15 protein-coding genes are annotated in these 17,336 nt (G+C 39.5%); 2 read left to right on the top strand and 13 right to left on the bottom strand.

Translation table 11 applies throughout. From position 1 onward, the window contains the following. Positions 1-48: 48 nt before the first annotated feature. From ACLTU0_RS05955 to ACLTU0_RS06015, 13 genes are all read right to left on the bottom strand, one after another. Complete coding sequence (locus tag ACLTU0_RS05955) at positions 49-546, bottom strand: GNAT family N-acetyltransferase (protein ID WP_117968607.1); 498 nt, start codon at positions 544-546, stop codon at positions 49-51. A gap of 15 nt (positions 547-561) precedes the next feature. After that, entirely contained in the window at positions 562-1,479 is a 918-nt protein-coding gene (argF, locus tag ACLTU0_RS05960; protein ID WP_412275156.1) for an ornithine carbamoyltransferase, read from the bottom strand. Position 1,480: 1 nt separating this feature from the next. After that, on the bottom strand, positions 1,481-2,674 hold the full coding sequence (locus ACLTU0_RS05965) for an aspartate aminotransferase family protein (RefSeq protein WP_412321655.1): 1,194 nt from the start codon (positions 2,672-2,674) through the stop codon (positions 1,481-1,483). Between the two features lie 162 nt (positions 2,675-2,836). Next, positions 2,837-3,154: a thioredoxin gene (gene trxA / locus ACLTU0_RS05970; protein WP_117968610.1), complete on the bottom strand. Its 318-nt coding sequence runs from the start codon at positions 3,152-3,154 to the stop codon at positions 2,837-2,839. A 26-nt stretch (positions 3,155-3,180) separates the two neighbouring features. Next, positions 3,181-3,798: a hypothetical protein gene (locus tag ACLTU0_RS05975; protein ID WP_147514225.1), complete on the bottom strand. Its 618-nt coding sequence runs from the start codon at positions 3,796-3,798 to the stop codon at positions 3,181-3,183. After that, the gene (locus tag ACLTU0_RS05980) at positions 3,795-4,439 is read right to left on the bottom strand and encodes a YigZ family protein (RefSeq protein WP_147514226.1); all 645 of its coding nucleotides are present in this window, start codon (positions 4,437-4,439) and stop codon (positions 3,795-3,797) included. Before ACLTU0_RS05980 ends, ACLTU0_RS05975 begins: the two co-directional genes overlap by 4 nt. Position 4,440: 1 nt before the next feature. After that, positions 4,441-5,700 (bottom strand): GTPase HflX, encoded by a 1,260-nt coding sequence (gene hflX / locus ACLTU0_RS05985; protein WP_337869256.1) that lies wholly within the window; start codon positions 5,698-5,700, stop codon positions 4,441-4,443. A 436-nt stretch (positions 5,701-6,136) separates the two neighbouring features. Continuing rightward, positions 6,137-6,721 (bottom strand): TetR/AcrR family transcriptional regulator, encoded by a 585-nt coding sequence (locus tag ACLTU0_RS05990; RefSeq protein ID WP_147514227.1) that lies wholly within the window; start codon positions 6,719-6,721, stop codon positions 6,137-6,139. Beyond that, positions 6,690-10,103, bottom strand: a complete 3,414-nt coding sequence (locus ACLTU0_RS05995; RefSeq protein ID WP_412321656.1) for a hypothetical protein — start codon at positions 10,101-10,103, stop codon at positions 6,690-6,692. Before ACLTU0_RS05995 ends, ACLTU0_RS05990 begins: the two co-directional genes overlap by 32 nt. After that, the gene (locus ACLTU0_RS06000) at positions 10,078-12,606 is read right to left on the bottom strand and encodes an efflux RND transporter permease subunit (protein ID WP_337599274.1); all 2,529 of its coding nucleotides are present in this window, start codon (positions 12,604-12,606) and stop codon (positions 10,078-10,080) included. Before ACLTU0_RS06000 ends, ACLTU0_RS05995 begins: the two co-directional genes overlap by 26 nt. Positions 12,607-12,821: 215 nt before the next feature. Continuing rightward, a complete protein-coding gene (locus tag ACLTU0_RS06005; protein WP_308456352.1) occupies positions 12,822-13,985 on the bottom strand; it encodes an amidohydrolase in 1,164 nt (387 codons plus the stop codon). 19 nt (positions 13,986-14,004) lie between these two features. Beyond that, complete coding sequence (trxB, locus tag ACLTU0_RS06010) at positions 14,005-14,940, bottom strand: thioredoxin-disulfide reductase (protein WP_412321657.1); 936 nt, start codon at positions 14,938-14,940, stop codon at positions 14,005-14,007. Then, complete coding sequence (locus ACLTU0_RS06015) at positions 14,940-15,914, bottom strand: glycosyltransferase family 2 protein (protein WP_412321658.1); 975 nt, start codon at positions 15,912-15,914, stop codon at positions 14,940-14,942. The genes trxB and ACLTU0_RS06015 overlap by 1 nt, the downstream gene beginning before the upstream one ends. Positions 15,915-16,097: 183 nt before the next feature. Here ACLTU0_RS06015 and ACLTU0_RS06020 point away from each other — a divergent pair, with 183 nt between their 5' ends. Both ACLTU0_RS06020 and ACLTU0_RS06025 read left to right on the top strand, forming a co-directional pair. Continuing rightward, positions 16,098-16,784 carry a DUF975 family protein gene (locus ACLTU0_RS06020; protein ID WP_022228997.1) on the top strand — a complete coding sequence of 229 codons (687 nt, stop codon included), beginning with the start codon at positions 16,098-16,100 and terminating at the stop codon, positions 16,782-16,784. Positions 16,785-16,795: 11 nt separating this feature from the next. Then, complete coding sequence (locus ACLTU0_RS06025) at positions 16,796-17,230, top strand: GNAT family N-acetyltransferase (protein ID WP_022228996.1); 435 nt, start codon at positions 16,796-16,798, stop codon at positions 17,228-17,230. Positions 17,231-17,336: the final 106 nt, after the last annotated feature.

Raw genomic sequence — 17,336 nt, forward strand, 5'->3', positions numbered from 1 at the left:
TATTTACTGCATATCAAAAGGGACACTAAATTTTAGTGTCCCTTTTACCTAACAATCTTTCTTTTGATATTCCTTAATCAACAATGCACGAACATAACCTCGCGACTTATCTGTCGAATCAATATAAAAGCCTCTGCCGTAATAAAAACGAATAAGCGATGTAATCTTTGAGCCTGTATGCAACTGAATTTGAGTTACACCCTTTTTAACCATGATTTTATCAACAAGATTCATTATTGATTTACCGATACCGTTATTTTGACTTGTAACCTTTACCGCAAAACGCGACAAATATGCCGTTTTATCCGGAAATACCTCTACTCTCACACTGCCGACAGGTTCGCCGTCCGACAATGCAAGCAATACAACTTTTGTATCTATATCTTTTTTCACATCATTATACGATTCTTCAAGTGCCGCAAGATTTTCAACGCCTGACATCTGCTGATATTTAACAAATGCCTCACGCGTGATATTCATAATTGCGGGTATATCATCATAATTAGCCAAACGCACTTGAAATAATGACTGATAATCACTTTCCATTACTATAACCTCCGATTATCCCATCAATGTTGCCATAACTGCTTTTTGAGCGTGAAGTCTGTTTTCAGCCTCGTCAAAAATAACAGATTGAGGTCCGTCTATAACTTCTTCTGTAACTTCAAAACCGCGATATGCAGGCAAGCAGTGCATAAATACAGCGTCATCTGCGGCATTCTTGAACAACTCACCGTTTACTTGATACGGCATAAATATCTTTTGTCTTTCTGCCTTTTCAGCCTCTTGTCCCATTGATACCCATGTATCTGTATAAACTACATCTGCATTTTTGATTGCCTCAACCGGATCTGTTGTCAAAATCAATTCTTTTCCCGACTTCTTGAAGTCGTCCTTTGCGTTTGCAACCACTTCCGCATCACACTGATAATTTTCAGGTGTTGCGATTGCACAGTCCATACCTGCCTTTGCACAGCCGTACATAAGCGAATGTGCCATATTATTACCGTCACCGATATATGCAAGTTTCAATCCCTCAAGCTTGCCCTTATGCTCGTATGTTGTCATAAGGTCCGCAAGTACTTGACATGGGTGAAGCAAGTCTGTAAGTGCGTTGATTACAGGAATATTTGCATATTCTGCAAGATCCAAAACGTCTTGATGTGCGTAAGTACGAATCATAATACCGTCAAGCATTCTTTCCAAAACCTTTGCAGTATCGTAAATTGATTCGCCGCGTCCAAGCTGAATGTCGTTTGACGATAAGAACAACGGATAACCGCCAAGTTGAGTCATACCCACTTCAAATGATACTCTTGTTCTTGTTGATGATTTTGTGAATATCATACCAAGTGTTTTACCCTTTAAAATATGATGTTCAACTCCGCTTTTCTGTTCCTTTTTTAATTTTAAACCAAGCTCCAAAAGTCCTTTTACTTCTTCTGAAGTTAAATCGTGTAAACTGATTAAATCTTTCATTTTATATTTCCTCCAAAATGTTGTTTAATGTATCAATAAATAAATCAATTTCTGTTTCTTTTATAATTAACGGCGGTGCAATTCTGATTGTGTTGCCGCCGCAAAGACTTGTAAGCATTTTATTTTCAAACAGCTTATTAAATACAGTCTTAGCTATGCTGTCCTCCAACTGAATACCAATCAAAAGACCCGCATTTCTGACATCAGTAATTTTATCCGAATATTTGTTTTGAAGTTCTGTAAGTTTTTCTTTAAAATACTTACCCATCTTACCTGCATTTTCAACAAGATGTTCCTTTTCAAAAATATCAAACACAGCCAATCCTGCTGCCGTTGCGAACGGATTACCGCCGAATGTTGTTCCGTGGTCACCCGGTTCAAATGCAGACGCAACCTTTTTGCCCGCACATACCGCGCCAATCGGAATACCGCCGCCAAGTGCCTTTGCCGAAGTGAAAATATCCGGTTCAACGCCGTACATTTGATGTGCAAAAAGATAACCTGTTCTGCCCATACCGGTCTGTACTTCGTCAAAAATAAGAATAATATCTTTCTCGTCGCATAGCTTTCTAAGCTTTTCAACGTATTCCTTATCCATCGGATGAACTCCGCTTTCACCTTGAATAAGTTCAATCATAATTGCCGCAGTTTTATCAGTAACCGCGTCCTCAATCGCTTTAAAATTATTAGGCTCAACCTGCTTGAAACCCGGTGTCAATGGTCTGTACGGCTTTTGATATTTTTCCTGACCTGTAGCTGCAACGGTTGCAAGAGTTCTGCCGTGGAATGACTTATCAAGCGTGATTATCTCATACTTATCCAAACCTTTTTTATAATAATAAATCTTTGCAAGTTTGAATGCACCCTCATTGGCCTCTGCACCGCTGTTTGCGAAAAACGCTTTTTCCGCACAAGTATTTTCAACAAGCTTTTGTGCAAGCTTTGCTTGATTTTCTATATAATAAAGACTTGATGTATGCACTACTTTATCAAGTTGATTTTTAAGTGCGTTTATAAAATCTTTGTGTCCGTGACCCAACGCATTTACGGCAATTCCGCCAAGAAAATCGTAATATGTATTACCCTTGTCGTCAAACAGTTTCATTCCCTCACCCTTTTCAAAGCATACAGGAAGTCTGTCGCCGAAAGTATTCAAATAATATTTTTTATCTAATTGTATAACTTCATCAAGCATTACTAACCCTCCAAAATTTCAAATACGTTTATGATTATACTCCTTTTTGAATAAAAATGCAAGTCTTTTTGACAAAAAAGTTTAAATCATATAAAAACAGTGCATAAATATTCATTGTGTATGAATATTTATGCACTGTACTGAATAATTAATCAGTTTTAATCATATAAATTCATCTATTGCGTCCTCGTAATCGTCAAGAGAATGTGCGCCGACAATCTTCTTAACAGGTTTGCCGTCTATAAATAAAATTACAGTCGGTATTGAAACAATAGCATTTTGAGCGGCAAGCTCGCCTTGATCGTCAACATTAACCTTGCACACCTTGACTTTACCGTTGTATTCCTCTGCAATTTGAGAGATTATAGGCGCAACCATTTTGCAAGGTCCGCACCAAGAAGCCCAAAAGTCAACAAGCACAGGCATATTTGACTTTATAACTTCACCATCATAGTTTTCCTTTGTCAATTCGATTTCCATTTGTATTTCCTCCTCTATGAACTGTGTTATTTATATGACGGGATTGTTGTAAACACTCTGTTTACAGCACCGGATTCATACACGCTCTTTTCGGAAAATCCCGTTTCTGTGTGTGTATATTGCTTTATTGTTGTTCCCGCACCGGTGAAAACATATACATTTATATTTTTCGTACCGTTGTCGTTTTCGGCAACATCGTAATAAACACTTCCGTTACTTACATTTTGGTCAAACAATGTATAATATCCGCCGTTACCGTCCGATACTTCAAGCACCCACTTTTGACTGTCGTCCCAAATAAATTCATCACCGTCTTTTTGTGCGGAAGTGTATAATGTAAGTGCACCGTTATCGGTTGTGTTGCTCGATGATTCAACTGTACTCCACGTTGAATCAACTGCTGACTCATTCGATTTATTTATTATTCTTACATCCTCTTTCGGTTCAGGCACATCTTCCGACGGCTTACTCTCAGGTTCAGCACTTTCTGAAGGCTCATTGCTCTCTTTCGGCATATCGAGAATATTTTTAGGCAGTGCCGATACGATACTGCTTTGTTTTGCTCTCTGCCCTGCCACATATCCGCCGCCGACAAGTATAACGGCAGCCAATATACAGCATATCGCTTTAATTACTTTCTTCATCCCTCTTCCTCCTTAATATCAACATATTTTTTATCAATCTTTTCACAAACCGCTCCTGCATTCGTCATATTGATTATTTCCGCAATAACTTTATCGGTCGTATCAATCGGACACGATATGATAAAAGTAACCTCATCTTCGTAAATAGTGTCCTCAAGCAAATATCCCTTAGTCATAATCTCATGTTGCATTTTTCCGAGCAAAGAATAATCAACTTTTACAGAAACTATATCGCAAAGCTTTCTTATAACTATTTCCGACTCAATCAGTCCCTGTTTTGCCGATGCTCCGTAAGTATGTACAAGTCCGCCCGTTCCGAGAAGTGTACCGCCGAAATAACGCGTAACCACCACAACCACATCAACTATCCCGGATTTACGGATTGCGTCAAGAACGGGCATTCCTGCCGTCCCCGACGGTTCGCCGTCATCACTGTAACGAAAAATATTATTTTCGTCAATCACATATGCGTAAACATTATGCGTTGCATCCGAATACTTTGAACGCATTTCATTCAAAAACGCAAGTGCGTCATCTTCATTGTCAACAGGTTTTACATTTGCAATAAATTTTGATTTTTTCTCTATAAGCAGTGACTGCGACTGCTTTTTTACCGTTTTGTATACGTCTTTTTTTGACATTTTACAAAATATACTCCCTTATTTTATCATACATTTGAGCGTCTACCATAAGCTCCATTACAGTGCCGTTTTCGCCGTATTCTTCTGATATTACTTTTTGATTTTCATGAAGTTCATTCACAAGCGAACCTGCACTGTACGGTATGCAAGCCTTAACTTTCTGCTTTTTACCCGGTGCGGTGTCGGCTATCGCTTCAATCAATTTATCAATATTTGTTCTGTGCTTGGCACTTATATATACGCACTTGTCACTCTTTAAATTAGTTATCGGATAATCTTCAAGCCTGTCACACTTATTAAACACCGCCACAACCGGCTTACCGACCGCACCGATGTCAGACAAAACTTGTTCCACGACTGTGATTTGATTGTCCATTTCTTCCCCCGACGCATCAATGACGTGTAAAAGCACATCTGCCACAACCGATTCTTCAAGTGTTGATTTAAAAGCCTCAATAAGATGGTGCGGAAGTTTTCTTATAAAACCAACAGTATCGACAAGTAATATTTTTCTGTTATCGTCAAGTGTTATCGCTCTTGATGTAGGGTCAAGCGTTGCGAAAAGTTTATCTTCCGCAAACACCTGTGCGTCTGTAAGCGTGTTTAAAAGCGTTGATTTGCCTGCGTTCGTGTAACCCACAAGTGCCGCAGTTATAACACCGTCTTTCTTGCGTCTGTCCCGAATAAGTCCACGATGTTTTTTCAGTTCCTTGATTTCTTCTTCAAGTGCCGAAATTCTTCGTCTTATATGACGTCTGTCACTTTCAAGACGCGTTTCACCCGGACCTCTTGTGCCTATTCCCGCCCCTGTACGGCTCATTTCCACACCGAAACCGCGAAGTCGCGGCAAGCGGTATTTAAGCTGTGCAAGTTCAACTTGAAGTTTACCCTCGCCGCTTTTTGCACGCATTGCGAAAATATCAAGTATAAGCATAGAACGGTCAAGCACTTTTATTTCAAGAAAATCACTTATATTTCTCATTTGTACAGGCGAAAGCTCATCATCAAACACAACCATATCGGCATTAAGCGTTTCTATGGCAATTTTGAGTTCATCAAGTTTACCCTCGCCCATATACGTTGCACTTTCCAAATCAGCCTTGTTTTGAATCATTTCACCCACAACAATACCGCCTGCCGTTTTTACCAATTCGCCAAGCTCATGTATTGATTCTTCAGTTGTATCCCAAAGTGCGTCACGCATACCGCGATGTACACCCGCTAAAATTACACGTTCCTGTTTTTGCTCGTTATACTCCATATTTACCTCGCTTTTTGTTTCTATATATTCAGTATAACAAAAAAATCGTTTTTAGTATACCCTTTTGGTGAAAAATTCAAAAAATTTTAATATTATAAATAAAAAATATCGGTATGATTTTTTCCATACCGATATTTTAAGTTATATCGTGTGTTTTATATTTGCCACCCCTCAGTCGGCTACGCCGACAGCTCCCCTCTATGGGAGCCGAAAGTCTCTCCTTGAGGAGAGGTGGCACATAGTGCCGGAGTGGTGGTTTTAATTTTATATTCACTCGGGCGACCAATGATCGCCCCTACGGATTTATTGTATACGCAAACAGACGATTTATGCTTTTTCATATTTGCCACCCCTCAGTCGGCTACGCCGACAGCCCCTCTATGGGAGCCTAACGCCTCTCCTTGAGGAGAGGTGGCACATAGTGCCGGAGTGGTGGCTATCTTTTCACATATTTTTGAATGCAAATTTTAATTGATTCGCTCATAATTTCGGTACACTTTTTAAGTGACATACCAATACTGCCTGCCGCCCAATCCTCAATAACCGAAACATAACCGCCGATAAACAATCTCAAATTCATTTCAAACGATTCTTTATCGCTGATATACGAAGCTTCTGACGCATCACTCATACACTTTTCAATAACTATATCGCGAAGTCTTTTAAGGAACTTATCCGCACCGTCTGTATTCAAGAGCATTTTATACATTTCCTCGTCGTCCTCAATAAATTCACGAACGTGATTCATAATATCATACGGATCTTCAAGAACACTCTTAATTGCGTTTTTATTTATCGAACCGAACAGTTCATTTATAACGTCCGTCTGGATTTTTTCGCGAACATCGTCAGCTGTTTTGAAATGTGCGTAAAATGTACTTCTGTTAAGATCAGCCGTATTGACAATATCGGTAACGGTTATCTTCTTATTCTTTTGCATAAGTTCGACATACGCATGGACAATCGCTTTTTCAGAACGTGTAAAATTCCTATACGTTTTCTTTTTCTTTACTTCTTCCATGTTTTTTTATCCTCCTAAGCACAATGAACACAGCCATCAGCAAAACAGCCGTTCCCCCACAAATCGCAATCGGTACAATCGGCGATATTTTCTTATAAAGCAATACATATTTACAAGGTTTTGCCGTTTCAAAAACCGCATAACTGCCGTCAATCGTACAATCAACCATACTCCATTTACCGTCAATCTGTACTGCAATCTTTGCCGCCTTTTTCTTATCGTCACGAATATGTACTTTTATAACATCATAAGCATCTTTACTTAATGTAAATGAGTATGCCTTACCGTTTTTGTAGCCGTCAAAAACGTGGTCAACATCTTCCTCTTTGAGCGACAATGTTGTGTTATCCGCAAATACGCTTTCGGCAAGCATTAACGGCGGTTCTTCGCCTGATGAAATAGTCGTTGTTGCCTTGTTGTATTCTGCCGAAAATGTAGTGTGACGTATGATAGGACTTTTCACGTCCTTATCCCACATCGGAACTTCACTGCCGTCAGCGGTAAGCTTCGGTATATCGCTGTCATTTAATACAGTACCGTAATCAACGGTCATTGACTTCAATTCTTTATCTTTATCCTTGAATATAACATTGAAATGAAATCTTGAAAGTTCTGTTGACTTTGACTGCAAAATCGCACCTATACTCTCGGCGTCATTTTGAGCCAAGCTCTTTATTTGCGGAAGGAATTTATCTCCGTCCGCCATATAGAAATTACCGTTATCCAAAAGTGGCATACGGCTCGGGAAACTGCCGTCAGACGTTGTCATATCGTCAGGCTTGACAGCCTCTGCTCTGCCCTCAAGATTCATTCCGCTTATACCTGAAAGTCCCTCATCAATAAAATAACAACCCGTAACGTCACCGTCAACAAATCCCACTATCGCACCGGCATCATCTTTTTTACCGTCCAATCTCGGAAGCGAATATGACGTATTAATATTTTTAGCCGAGCCGGCAATACCGCCGATATGGTCGTTACCGTCAACATCATTTATCGCAATACAATTATCTATATTTCCGCTTGTATATCCTGCCGTACCACCGCTGTAACTGCCGTCATTTACAGTAATTTCACCTGTTGTAAGCGAATTTTTTATATCGCCTATATCACTCTTACCGCAAATACCGCCCGCATATTTTGATTCTGCGGTTACATTACCGAAACTTATACAAGAATCAATTACAGCTTTCAAAACAGAATCGGAATTTACTTTAGTGCCGTCAGGCAAAGTAAGGTTTTCACCGGAACGAACTATCGACTCAAAGCCGACACATCCGACTACACCACCTGTCGATTCGGTTCCGTCTACGGTACCGTTATTTATACAATATTTCACAAGTGCCGTATCGGCATTTTCATCACCGATAAGTCTTGGCAATGAAATATCCGTACTCTTCAAATCACTTATTGCAGTTTTTTCATCATCTGTTTCCGCCGCTTTAGCCGTTGTGAACAACATATCCTTTAGCATACCGACAACAGACGGTTCAACGTCATAACTGCTGTCAAGCTCACCGTCAGGTGTTACGTTGTATCCCGGATCAATATCGTCCTCAGATTTTACACTTTCCGAAGAAGTATCATTATTGCTGTTGCTTCCACCGCTGTTACCGCCACTACCGCCATTGCTTGGCGTTGCCGTAGGTCTTGTTATATGACCTAATGTAGGCAACGGCTTTAATGTAGGAAGTGTTGAACCCAACTTATCAAGTACATCTTTAAATGATTTAATTGTATCTTTTAAGCCTTTCAATTCCTTGCTCATATTCAAAACAAGGTTGTCAAGATTCTCCATTGTATCACTGACCGAATCACCGACATCACCCGATACATATTTAAGCTGTCTTAAAAGTTTCTTCAATTCTTCATTTGTATCGTCAAGATTATCAATTACATCATCAATATCTTTTTCCATCTTGTCAAGACGATTTGAAAGTTTGTCTTTTGAATCATCAACATCATCTTTGCCCTTATCAAGCGAATCGTTCAAATTGTCGATAAGGTCTGACAATTCATCACCCTTGCCGTCAAATTCGTCAAGGAAATCATCAAGCGATTCAAGAGAAGTATTAAGCGAATCACTCACATCTCTGATTGACTGCTTTGATTCGTCTGTAAACGAAGATATATCTCCTCTTGCTTGGTCAAGCGTATCTTTCAGCGAACCTGTCACATTACTGTCAGACGCTGAATTTACCGCATTTGTTATACTGTCCATCATATTGACGGCTGAATCCGTAAGAACGTCAAGCCTTGAACGTGTATTATTTTTTGCGTCACCCAAGCCTAAAAGCGACATAATTCCCGATACATCATTTGAACCTGTCAACAGTTTCAAACCGTATTCAATCAACTTTGTTCTTGCACTTGAAATATCGTTTTGGAATGTATCTATATCTTTTTCCATCGCCGCTTTTGCACTCTGATAAGACAAGTCAATATCTGTATACGGTTCAAATCGACCGACTACACCGCCGACACTTCTTCTTCCCTGAACAGCTGCATTATTGATACATTCTCTTACTTCACCGCTTTGTGTACCGACTATACCGCCGATATTGTCGCCGAAGCTTTCGCCGCCGACAATGCCGTTATTTGTACAAATAACAACCGCACCCTCGTTATTACCGCAGATACCGCCGGCGTTTACCGTATTTTCGTTTGCATCCGGGCATACCTTTCCGTCATTTCGACTTAGCTTTATTCTACCCTCATTGTAACCGACTATACCGCCTGTTTCACTGTCACCAACAACTGTAGCCGAATTTGCGGAAGAATCAACAACACCGGTCATTGCATTGTAGCCGACAAGTCCTCCGACCTGTTTCTGACCTTTGATATTTCCGCCGTATGAACAGTTTACGATTTTACCCGCGTTATAGCCGACAAGTCCGCCTGCACCTTTTGAGCCTTTATCAAAATTTTGAGTATTTATATCAGTCTTACTCAAAATCGAGGTGGCTTTTTGTCTAAAAACCGATTCCGTATCGGTTCCGACTGTAACCTTTATATCTCCTGTTATGTTCAAATCTCTGATCTGACCTTCTTTTGTCACTGAACAGAAAAGTCCTTTATTTGAACCCTCAAATGAAAGCTTAACATTCTTTATACTGTGACCGCCGCCCTCAAAAGTTCCGCAGAATACCTCCGCACTTTTTATTTCCACGCCGTTTAAATCAATATCATTTTGTAATACGAACTTCTTATTTTTTGAATACTCGTCATATACGCACTTTTCAAAAAAATCTTTAAGGTCGTTCACTGTCGATATTGCAACAGTGTCGTCTGCCTGTACAATGCACATAGGTAATATATTCAGCATTATAACAAGTGCAGTCAGAAAAGATATGATTTTATTGTTCTTCTTCGTTGTTCTCATTATCCTCATCCTCCTGCTTTTCATCTATTTTTATATTATCTTCATTACTCTCTGTAAGCAACAAATCCTGTTGATTTCCAAGTTCGACTTTCGCGTCTATATCACCCTTTACCAAGCCGTAGAATACACCGTCCATAAAGCCTGAAACGTGACCTCTGACATGACCGTTGACGAACATAATTCCGGACATTTCTCTCTTCGCCGCTTTGTCGCCATCTGTTACCTTTTTACCGAATGCGGTCTTTTCAATAAACTTATCGCACAACAGTACAATTTGCGGAAGTACCATCATTACTATAACTATTGATATTAACGTTCCGCGTCCAAGTGCCGTACCGAGTGCCGATATAATAGCATTTGTCGAAATCATACCTATTAGAAATCCCGCAAGTGTAAGGATTGAACCTGATGTAAGAATTGTCGGGAACGATTGGTTAAGTGCGGTTGACGCCGCCTGTTTATTATCCATTGTTTCCTTTAATTCAAGGTATCTGTTCGTAAATACGATAGCATAGTCAATCGTAGCACCCATCTGAATTGAACTTACAACCAAGTATGCAAGGAAGTACAATCTCTGCCCTGTAAGGAACGGAATTGAGAAGTTAATCCACACACTTCCCTGTATCGCAAGTACCAAAAGCACCGGAACACCTGCCGAACGGAATGTGAACATCAATATCAAAAGCAATGCCAAGATTGTTATAAGATTAATCTTATTATTGTCTCCGCCGAACGAATCACCCAAGTCACGGCTGTTTACACTGTCGCTGACAAGCAAACATTCGTCATAATACTTTTCAACGTCACTTCTGACGTCTTTAAGCATTTGATATGCCTCGTCACTTTCAACGTCACATTTATATGTAAAGATTATTCTTGAATAATTATCGCTTTCAAGCTGGTCTTTCGCGTCTGTCAGCTTGTCGTAAAGGTCGTTAATATCATTCGTTTGATCTTCGTCAAGATTGATTACACCCAAATCCATCTTCTCGTGTACATACATAAACAAGTCGATTATAGGCACTTCGTAATCATTTACATCACCGAATATTGCATTGTATTCATCGTGTTCCGCGCCGTATGCCTGAAACAAAAGGCAACACAAATCATAATCGATATTCATAAGCTTTGAAGTTTCTCTTGCATTGATTTTTTCGGTAAGTATGTGGTCGTCATCAAGCTCCGTATTTGCAAGACCCAAAGCCGAATTTATGCTCGGATTTTCCTCGACAAGCGATATAACTTTTGCCTCTCTGTCATAGTCACCGGACGGAACAATTACAGCAAGCTGATGATCCGTACCGAAAATTTCGTCAACCTTTCGTTTTGCGATTGAGTTTTCGGTCGGCTTTTTAAGCTGTTCGGCTGTGGCGTCAAAAGCATAGTTACTCATTGACGAAAGCACCGCACCGACTGCTATAATCGCAATAAATATGTAAGGTACAATGTTCTTTAATTTAATAACAACCTTACACCATTTCTCGATACTCGGCACAAAAGAACGGTGAGTTGTTTTATCAATCTTATCCGAAAATGCCAAAAGTAAGCCGGGCATAATAAAGAACACCGTAACAAGACTGCATATGATACCTTTACAAAGTACCAAACCCATATCCATACCGATTCTAAGCTGCATTACCATAAGTGCGGCAAGACCTGCAAGTGTTGTAAGACTTGATGAGCTGATTTCAAGGATAGCCTTTGAAAGTGCGGTTACTATCGCGTCATACGCATTCTTTGTCTGCTTTTCCTCCGCAAATCTGTGCGAAAGGATAATCGCATAGTCAATCGCCAGTGCCAACTGCAACACCACCGCAACCGACTTTGTAATAAACGAAATTTCACCGAGCAGATAGTTCGTACCCATATTCAAAAGTGCCGCCACACCGAATACTATAAGGAATATCGGCACTTCCATAAAGCTCTGTGACGTGAACAGCAAAACCGCTATAATTATCACAAGTGCTATACCCAAAATAACGGTCATTTCTTTTTCAAGCTGTTTAGAACTGTCGTCTATACTGTCGGAATAAGCATAGAAGTCATATCCGTCAAGCTGTGCTTTCAAATCATCGACAATTTCAAGTTCTCTGTCCAAATCGTCACGCACGCTAAGCGTAACCGTAAACAATGCCGCAGAATCTTTATAATGGTCATCGTCATTCTCAAACTCAACCTCTTTTACTCCGTCAACCTTTTCGAGTTTATCTTTCAGCTTTTCCGCTGTTTCGGTTGTTATGGTCGTAACCATTATTTTTTCCGTATCGTATGTAATAAACTCATCGTCCATTAAAGTAAGTCCGCGTCTTGTTTCCGTTTCTTCGGGAAGATATGAACTTATGTCGTTGTTTACCTGCACTTTCGGTATTGATATTACGCACAATACAAGTGCAAGTGCAAATATTAAATAGAATGCACGTCTTTTATCAACAATAAAAGTTGCTATTTTTACCATTAAATTATTGTCTTTTCGACTATCATTTTTCACATCATTTTTCTTCATATATTTACATCTCCGAAAACATTAATCTCATCAATACATATTATAAATTCCGTCACTTTGTACGTCAACAGTCAATTTTCATATCGGTGTTTATTTTCCGACACTTACAAATAACTTTGTATCTATTTCTACAATTTTTGTCACTTTGCCCAAAACAAATTAATTTAAAACAATGTTTTTGTATAAAAGAAAAAGGACGTTTTATCGTCCCATTCTTACTTTATGTCTGTTACACATTTTCCGTCTATAAACGTCATAACACATTCAGACTCAAATCTTGTCGGCAAATCTGTAAACACTGCAATATCGGCGTCTTTACCGACTTCAAGCGTACCCACTCTGTCGTCAATCCAACAGTTTTTTGCCGCTGTGGAGGTTATCGCTTTCAGTGCTTTTTCTTCGTCCATACCGTGCTTAACCGCCATAACCGCACAAAGCGACAGATTTTCAATCGTAATTTCGGGGTGGTCTGTTATTATCGCAACGTCAATACCTCTGTCCGAAAGATTTTTATATGTATCAAAGGTTAAGTTTTTAAGCTCCGGTTTACTTCTGTCCGAAAGTGTCGGACCAAGCATTACAGGTAATTTTTCACGTTCCAAAATCGGTGCTATTCTGTCACCGTCCGAGCAATGTTCAAGCGTAACGCAAATATCAAATTCTTTGCCCAATCTGATTGCACTGCAAATATCGTCTGCCCTGTGTGCATGAATTTTAACAGGTATCTGTTTTTTGAGTACAGGTATCATTGCGTCAAGCTTTATGTCGAATTCAGGCTTGTCGTGCTCTTCGCTGTTTTCATTATATGCGTCAAGCTGATTCATATAATCTCTTGATTTTATAAGCAATTCGCGTATCAATGCCATTGTTCCCATACGCGTAACAGGTGCCTCGTCCTTTTCATTGTACACGCATTTTGGGTTTTCACCAAGTGCAAATTTCATTGCAACAGGTGTTTTAATAATCATATCATCTACGCATATTCCGTACGTCTTAACCGCCGCAAACTGTCCGCCCACAGGGTTTGCACTGCCCGGTCCTGTTACAACGGTTGTAACACCTGCGTTATACGCGTCTTTAAACCCACGGTCAAACGGATTTATTCCGTCAATCGCACGAAGGTGCGGCATTATCGGGTCGCTGTCCTCGTTACCGTCATCACCCTCAAATCCAAGCGAATCTTCAAACATTCCGACATGACAATGTGCGTCAATCAGTCCTGGCATAACGATTTTACCCTCTGCATCAATAATCTTATCCGCCTCAAATGCTTTATCTTCACCTACATACTGTATTTTTTCATCAAACAATATACAGCCGTTCTTGTACTTTTTGCCCGTCATTGTTACTATTTCGGCATTTTTTATAAGTGTCTTCATAGTTTTATCCTTTTACCTTTTATATGCTTTTAATCCCGAGTTCATTCACATAATTAACCGCACTTGTCGCGGCGATTGCACCGTCTGCCGCCGCTGTTATAACCTGTCTTAACGGTGATACTCTTACGTCACCTGCGGCAAATATACCTTTTATGTTAGTCGCAAGGTACATATCCGTCTTGACAAATCCGTGCTGACAACATTCAACCCCGCAATCTTTTGCAAGATCGGACGACGGCTTTACGCCTATTGCAACAATCGCACCCGATACGTTCAAAATACTCTTTTCGTCTGTTACAGTGTTTCTAATATCAACACCTTCAAGCATATTCGAGCCTACGAATTTATCAACTACGGTATCTGTAAGCACGGTTATTTTGCCGTTTCTTTTTACGTTTTCAACCATTGTAGCCGCCGCTCTGAACTTCTTGCTTCTGTTTATGACATAGACTTTACGGCAAAATCCCGCAAGATACAATGCGTCCTCCATAGCCGTATTTCCGCCGCCTACAACGCACACGTCCTTATCTTTAAAAAACGCACCGTCACAAGTCGCACAATACGAAACACCTGCACCGGTAAACTGTTCTTCACCGTCCGCACCGAGCGTTTTTGGTACTGCACCTGTTGCAAAAATTATTGACTTTACCATATAAGTATTTCTTCTTGTGTGAATAACCTTTATGCCGTATTCGGCATTTTCGATTGACTTAACATTTTCCGAAACAAATGTTGCGCCGAATTTTCTTGCATGTTCTTCGATTGCTTTTGAAAGTTCTTCACCTGTCGGATTGTTTGCAAATCCCGGATAATTGTCTATTTCATATGTTTTTATTGCTTGACCGCCGTATGCGATTTTTTCGATTACAAGCGTTTTCATACCGCCTCTTGCGGCGTATATGGCAGCTGACATTCCGGCAGGACCTCCGCCGATTATTGCAACATCATATATCATTATTTATCGTCCTCTTTCTCTTTTTCATTTACATATGCTTCAATAATATATCTTGGACGGCGTTTAACTTCTTTATACAATTTACCGATATACTCGCCTATAAGTCCGACAGACAAAAGCTGTACACCGCCTATAAACCATATCGAAACCATAAGTGACGCCCAGCCTGCACCTGTGTGACCTATAATTTTCTGCACAAGTGCGTATATCGCCATAATGAACGCAAACACGCACACAATCGCACCGAATACCGAAATCATTCTGATTGGGCTTATGCTGAATGAAGTTATACCGTCAAACGCAAATGAAAGCATTTTCTTTAACGGATATTTTGACTCGCCCGCAAAGCGTTCGTTTCTGTCGTAATACACATTCGTTGAGCGATAGCCGACAAGCGGAACCATTCCTCTTAGGAACAGATTTCTCTCAGGGAATTGTGCCAATCCGTCAAGCGCACGTTTGCTCATCAATCTGTAATCCGCGTGATTGAATACAATATTAACGCCCATAAACTGCATTAATTTATAAAATCCTACCGCCGTTGTGCGTTTAAAGAATGTATCGGTATCACGTTTGTTTCTTACACCGTAAACAACGTCATATCCGTCAATGAAGTTTCTCACCATATCAGGTATTACGTGTATATCGTCCTGCAAGTCCGCATCAATGGATATTGCACAGTCGCAGTCATCTTTAACTGTCATAAGACCGCCGAAAAGTGCATTTTGATGTCCGGCATTCTTGGCAAGCTTTATTCCCGATATTTCTGTATGAGCCTTAGTCAGTTCATCTATTATGCTCCATGTTTTATCTTTAGAACCGTCATCTACAAAAACGATTCTGCTGTTGTCATTTATAAGTCCGTCATTTTTCATTTCACCGAATAATTCAAGCATTTGCTTTGATGTTTCGTGCAAAACAGCTTCTTCATTATAGCACGGTACCACTACATACAAATTGACACTCTTACTCATCGCTATATCTCCTTTGTAAATTACAATAATATATATACTCCTTTATTATATAACATTTTCTTTGTATAAACAAGTATATTTTATTAAGTTTACTTTACATTATGAATTTCCTACTACAAAAATTATTTTGCATATGATATACTTTATGCGATATATCTTAAATATAAAGGAGGTCTTGGCAATATGTATAAAACTACTTTTGCAGAACTAAAAACAAGAGCTAAAGACGTTTTAAAGTCAAACTACTGGTATTCATTCGGAGTATGTATATTGGTTTCACTTATCACATCACTCGGAACTTCGGTTGCCACAGTGACTAATATGGTTAATTCGGACGCCGGTTCGGCAGGTACATCAATATCAGCCGTACTTCAAATATTAATCACTCTTTTTGTCACATTCCCTCTAAGCGTGGGATCGTGCAGATTTTTCATAAAGGCAACTGTCAACGCACCTAATGTATACGATTTGTTTTTCCCTTATAAAAACAATCTCGGCAACGTAATCGGTATTAATGTGTTTGTTGCGATTTATACATTTTTGTGGTCGCTGTTGTTCATCATACCGGGAATTATCAAATCATTCCAATACTCAATGATTCCTTATATTCTTGCCGAAAATCCGGCTATGGACAGACGCAGAGCATTTGAAGTTACAAAATCGCTTACCGACGGAAACAAAGGCAGAATATTTTTATTCTCACTTTCGTTTTTCGGTTGGATAATTCTAAGCTGTATTACATTCGGTATAGGATTTTTGTTCCTTGAGCCGTATATATCGGCATCATTTACTCAGCTTTACTTTGATTTAAAAGCTGAGGCAATCGCAAAAGGCACTGTAACGCCTGAAGAATTTACTTATAATATTTAGGACTTGATAATATGGAAAATATAGAACGAATGAAACCTTCTCAAACGTATGAAGTAATGGATTTATGGCTGCGAACAACAATTCATTCAAATTCATTTGTTGAAGAAAACTTTTGGGAAACACATTACGATTTTGTAAAAGAAAAATACATAAACGGCAAAGAAAATTTTGTTTACATCATTGACGGCAAGATTGTCGCTTTTACCGGTGTGACGGAGGATAACAGAATAACGGGGCTTTTCGTCGATCCAGAATATCAAAACAAAGGTATCGGAACGGCACTTATAAATTTTCTGAAATCGGAGTACAATATGCTCCACATACCTATTTACGCAAGAAACAGAAAGGCTCTTGCATTCGCAACCCGTACCGGCTTTATCATTGACGGTGCACTTCGCCACGAACATAACGGAGAAGTGATGTACACTATGCTGTGGAATATGTAAGAAAAATCGACTCAAAGTCAAAAAGTCTAAATCAATTTGCACTGTATCGGCAAAATTATCCGTTACAGTGTATTTTTTTATGTTGAGATATTGCAAATCGTAAAGG

It is taken from the genome of Hominilimicola sp., from assembly GCF_046972485.1.
In the GTDB taxonomy this organism is placed as follows: Bacteria; Bacillota; Clostridia; order UBA1381; family UBA1381; genus Hominilimicola; species Hominilimicola fabiformis.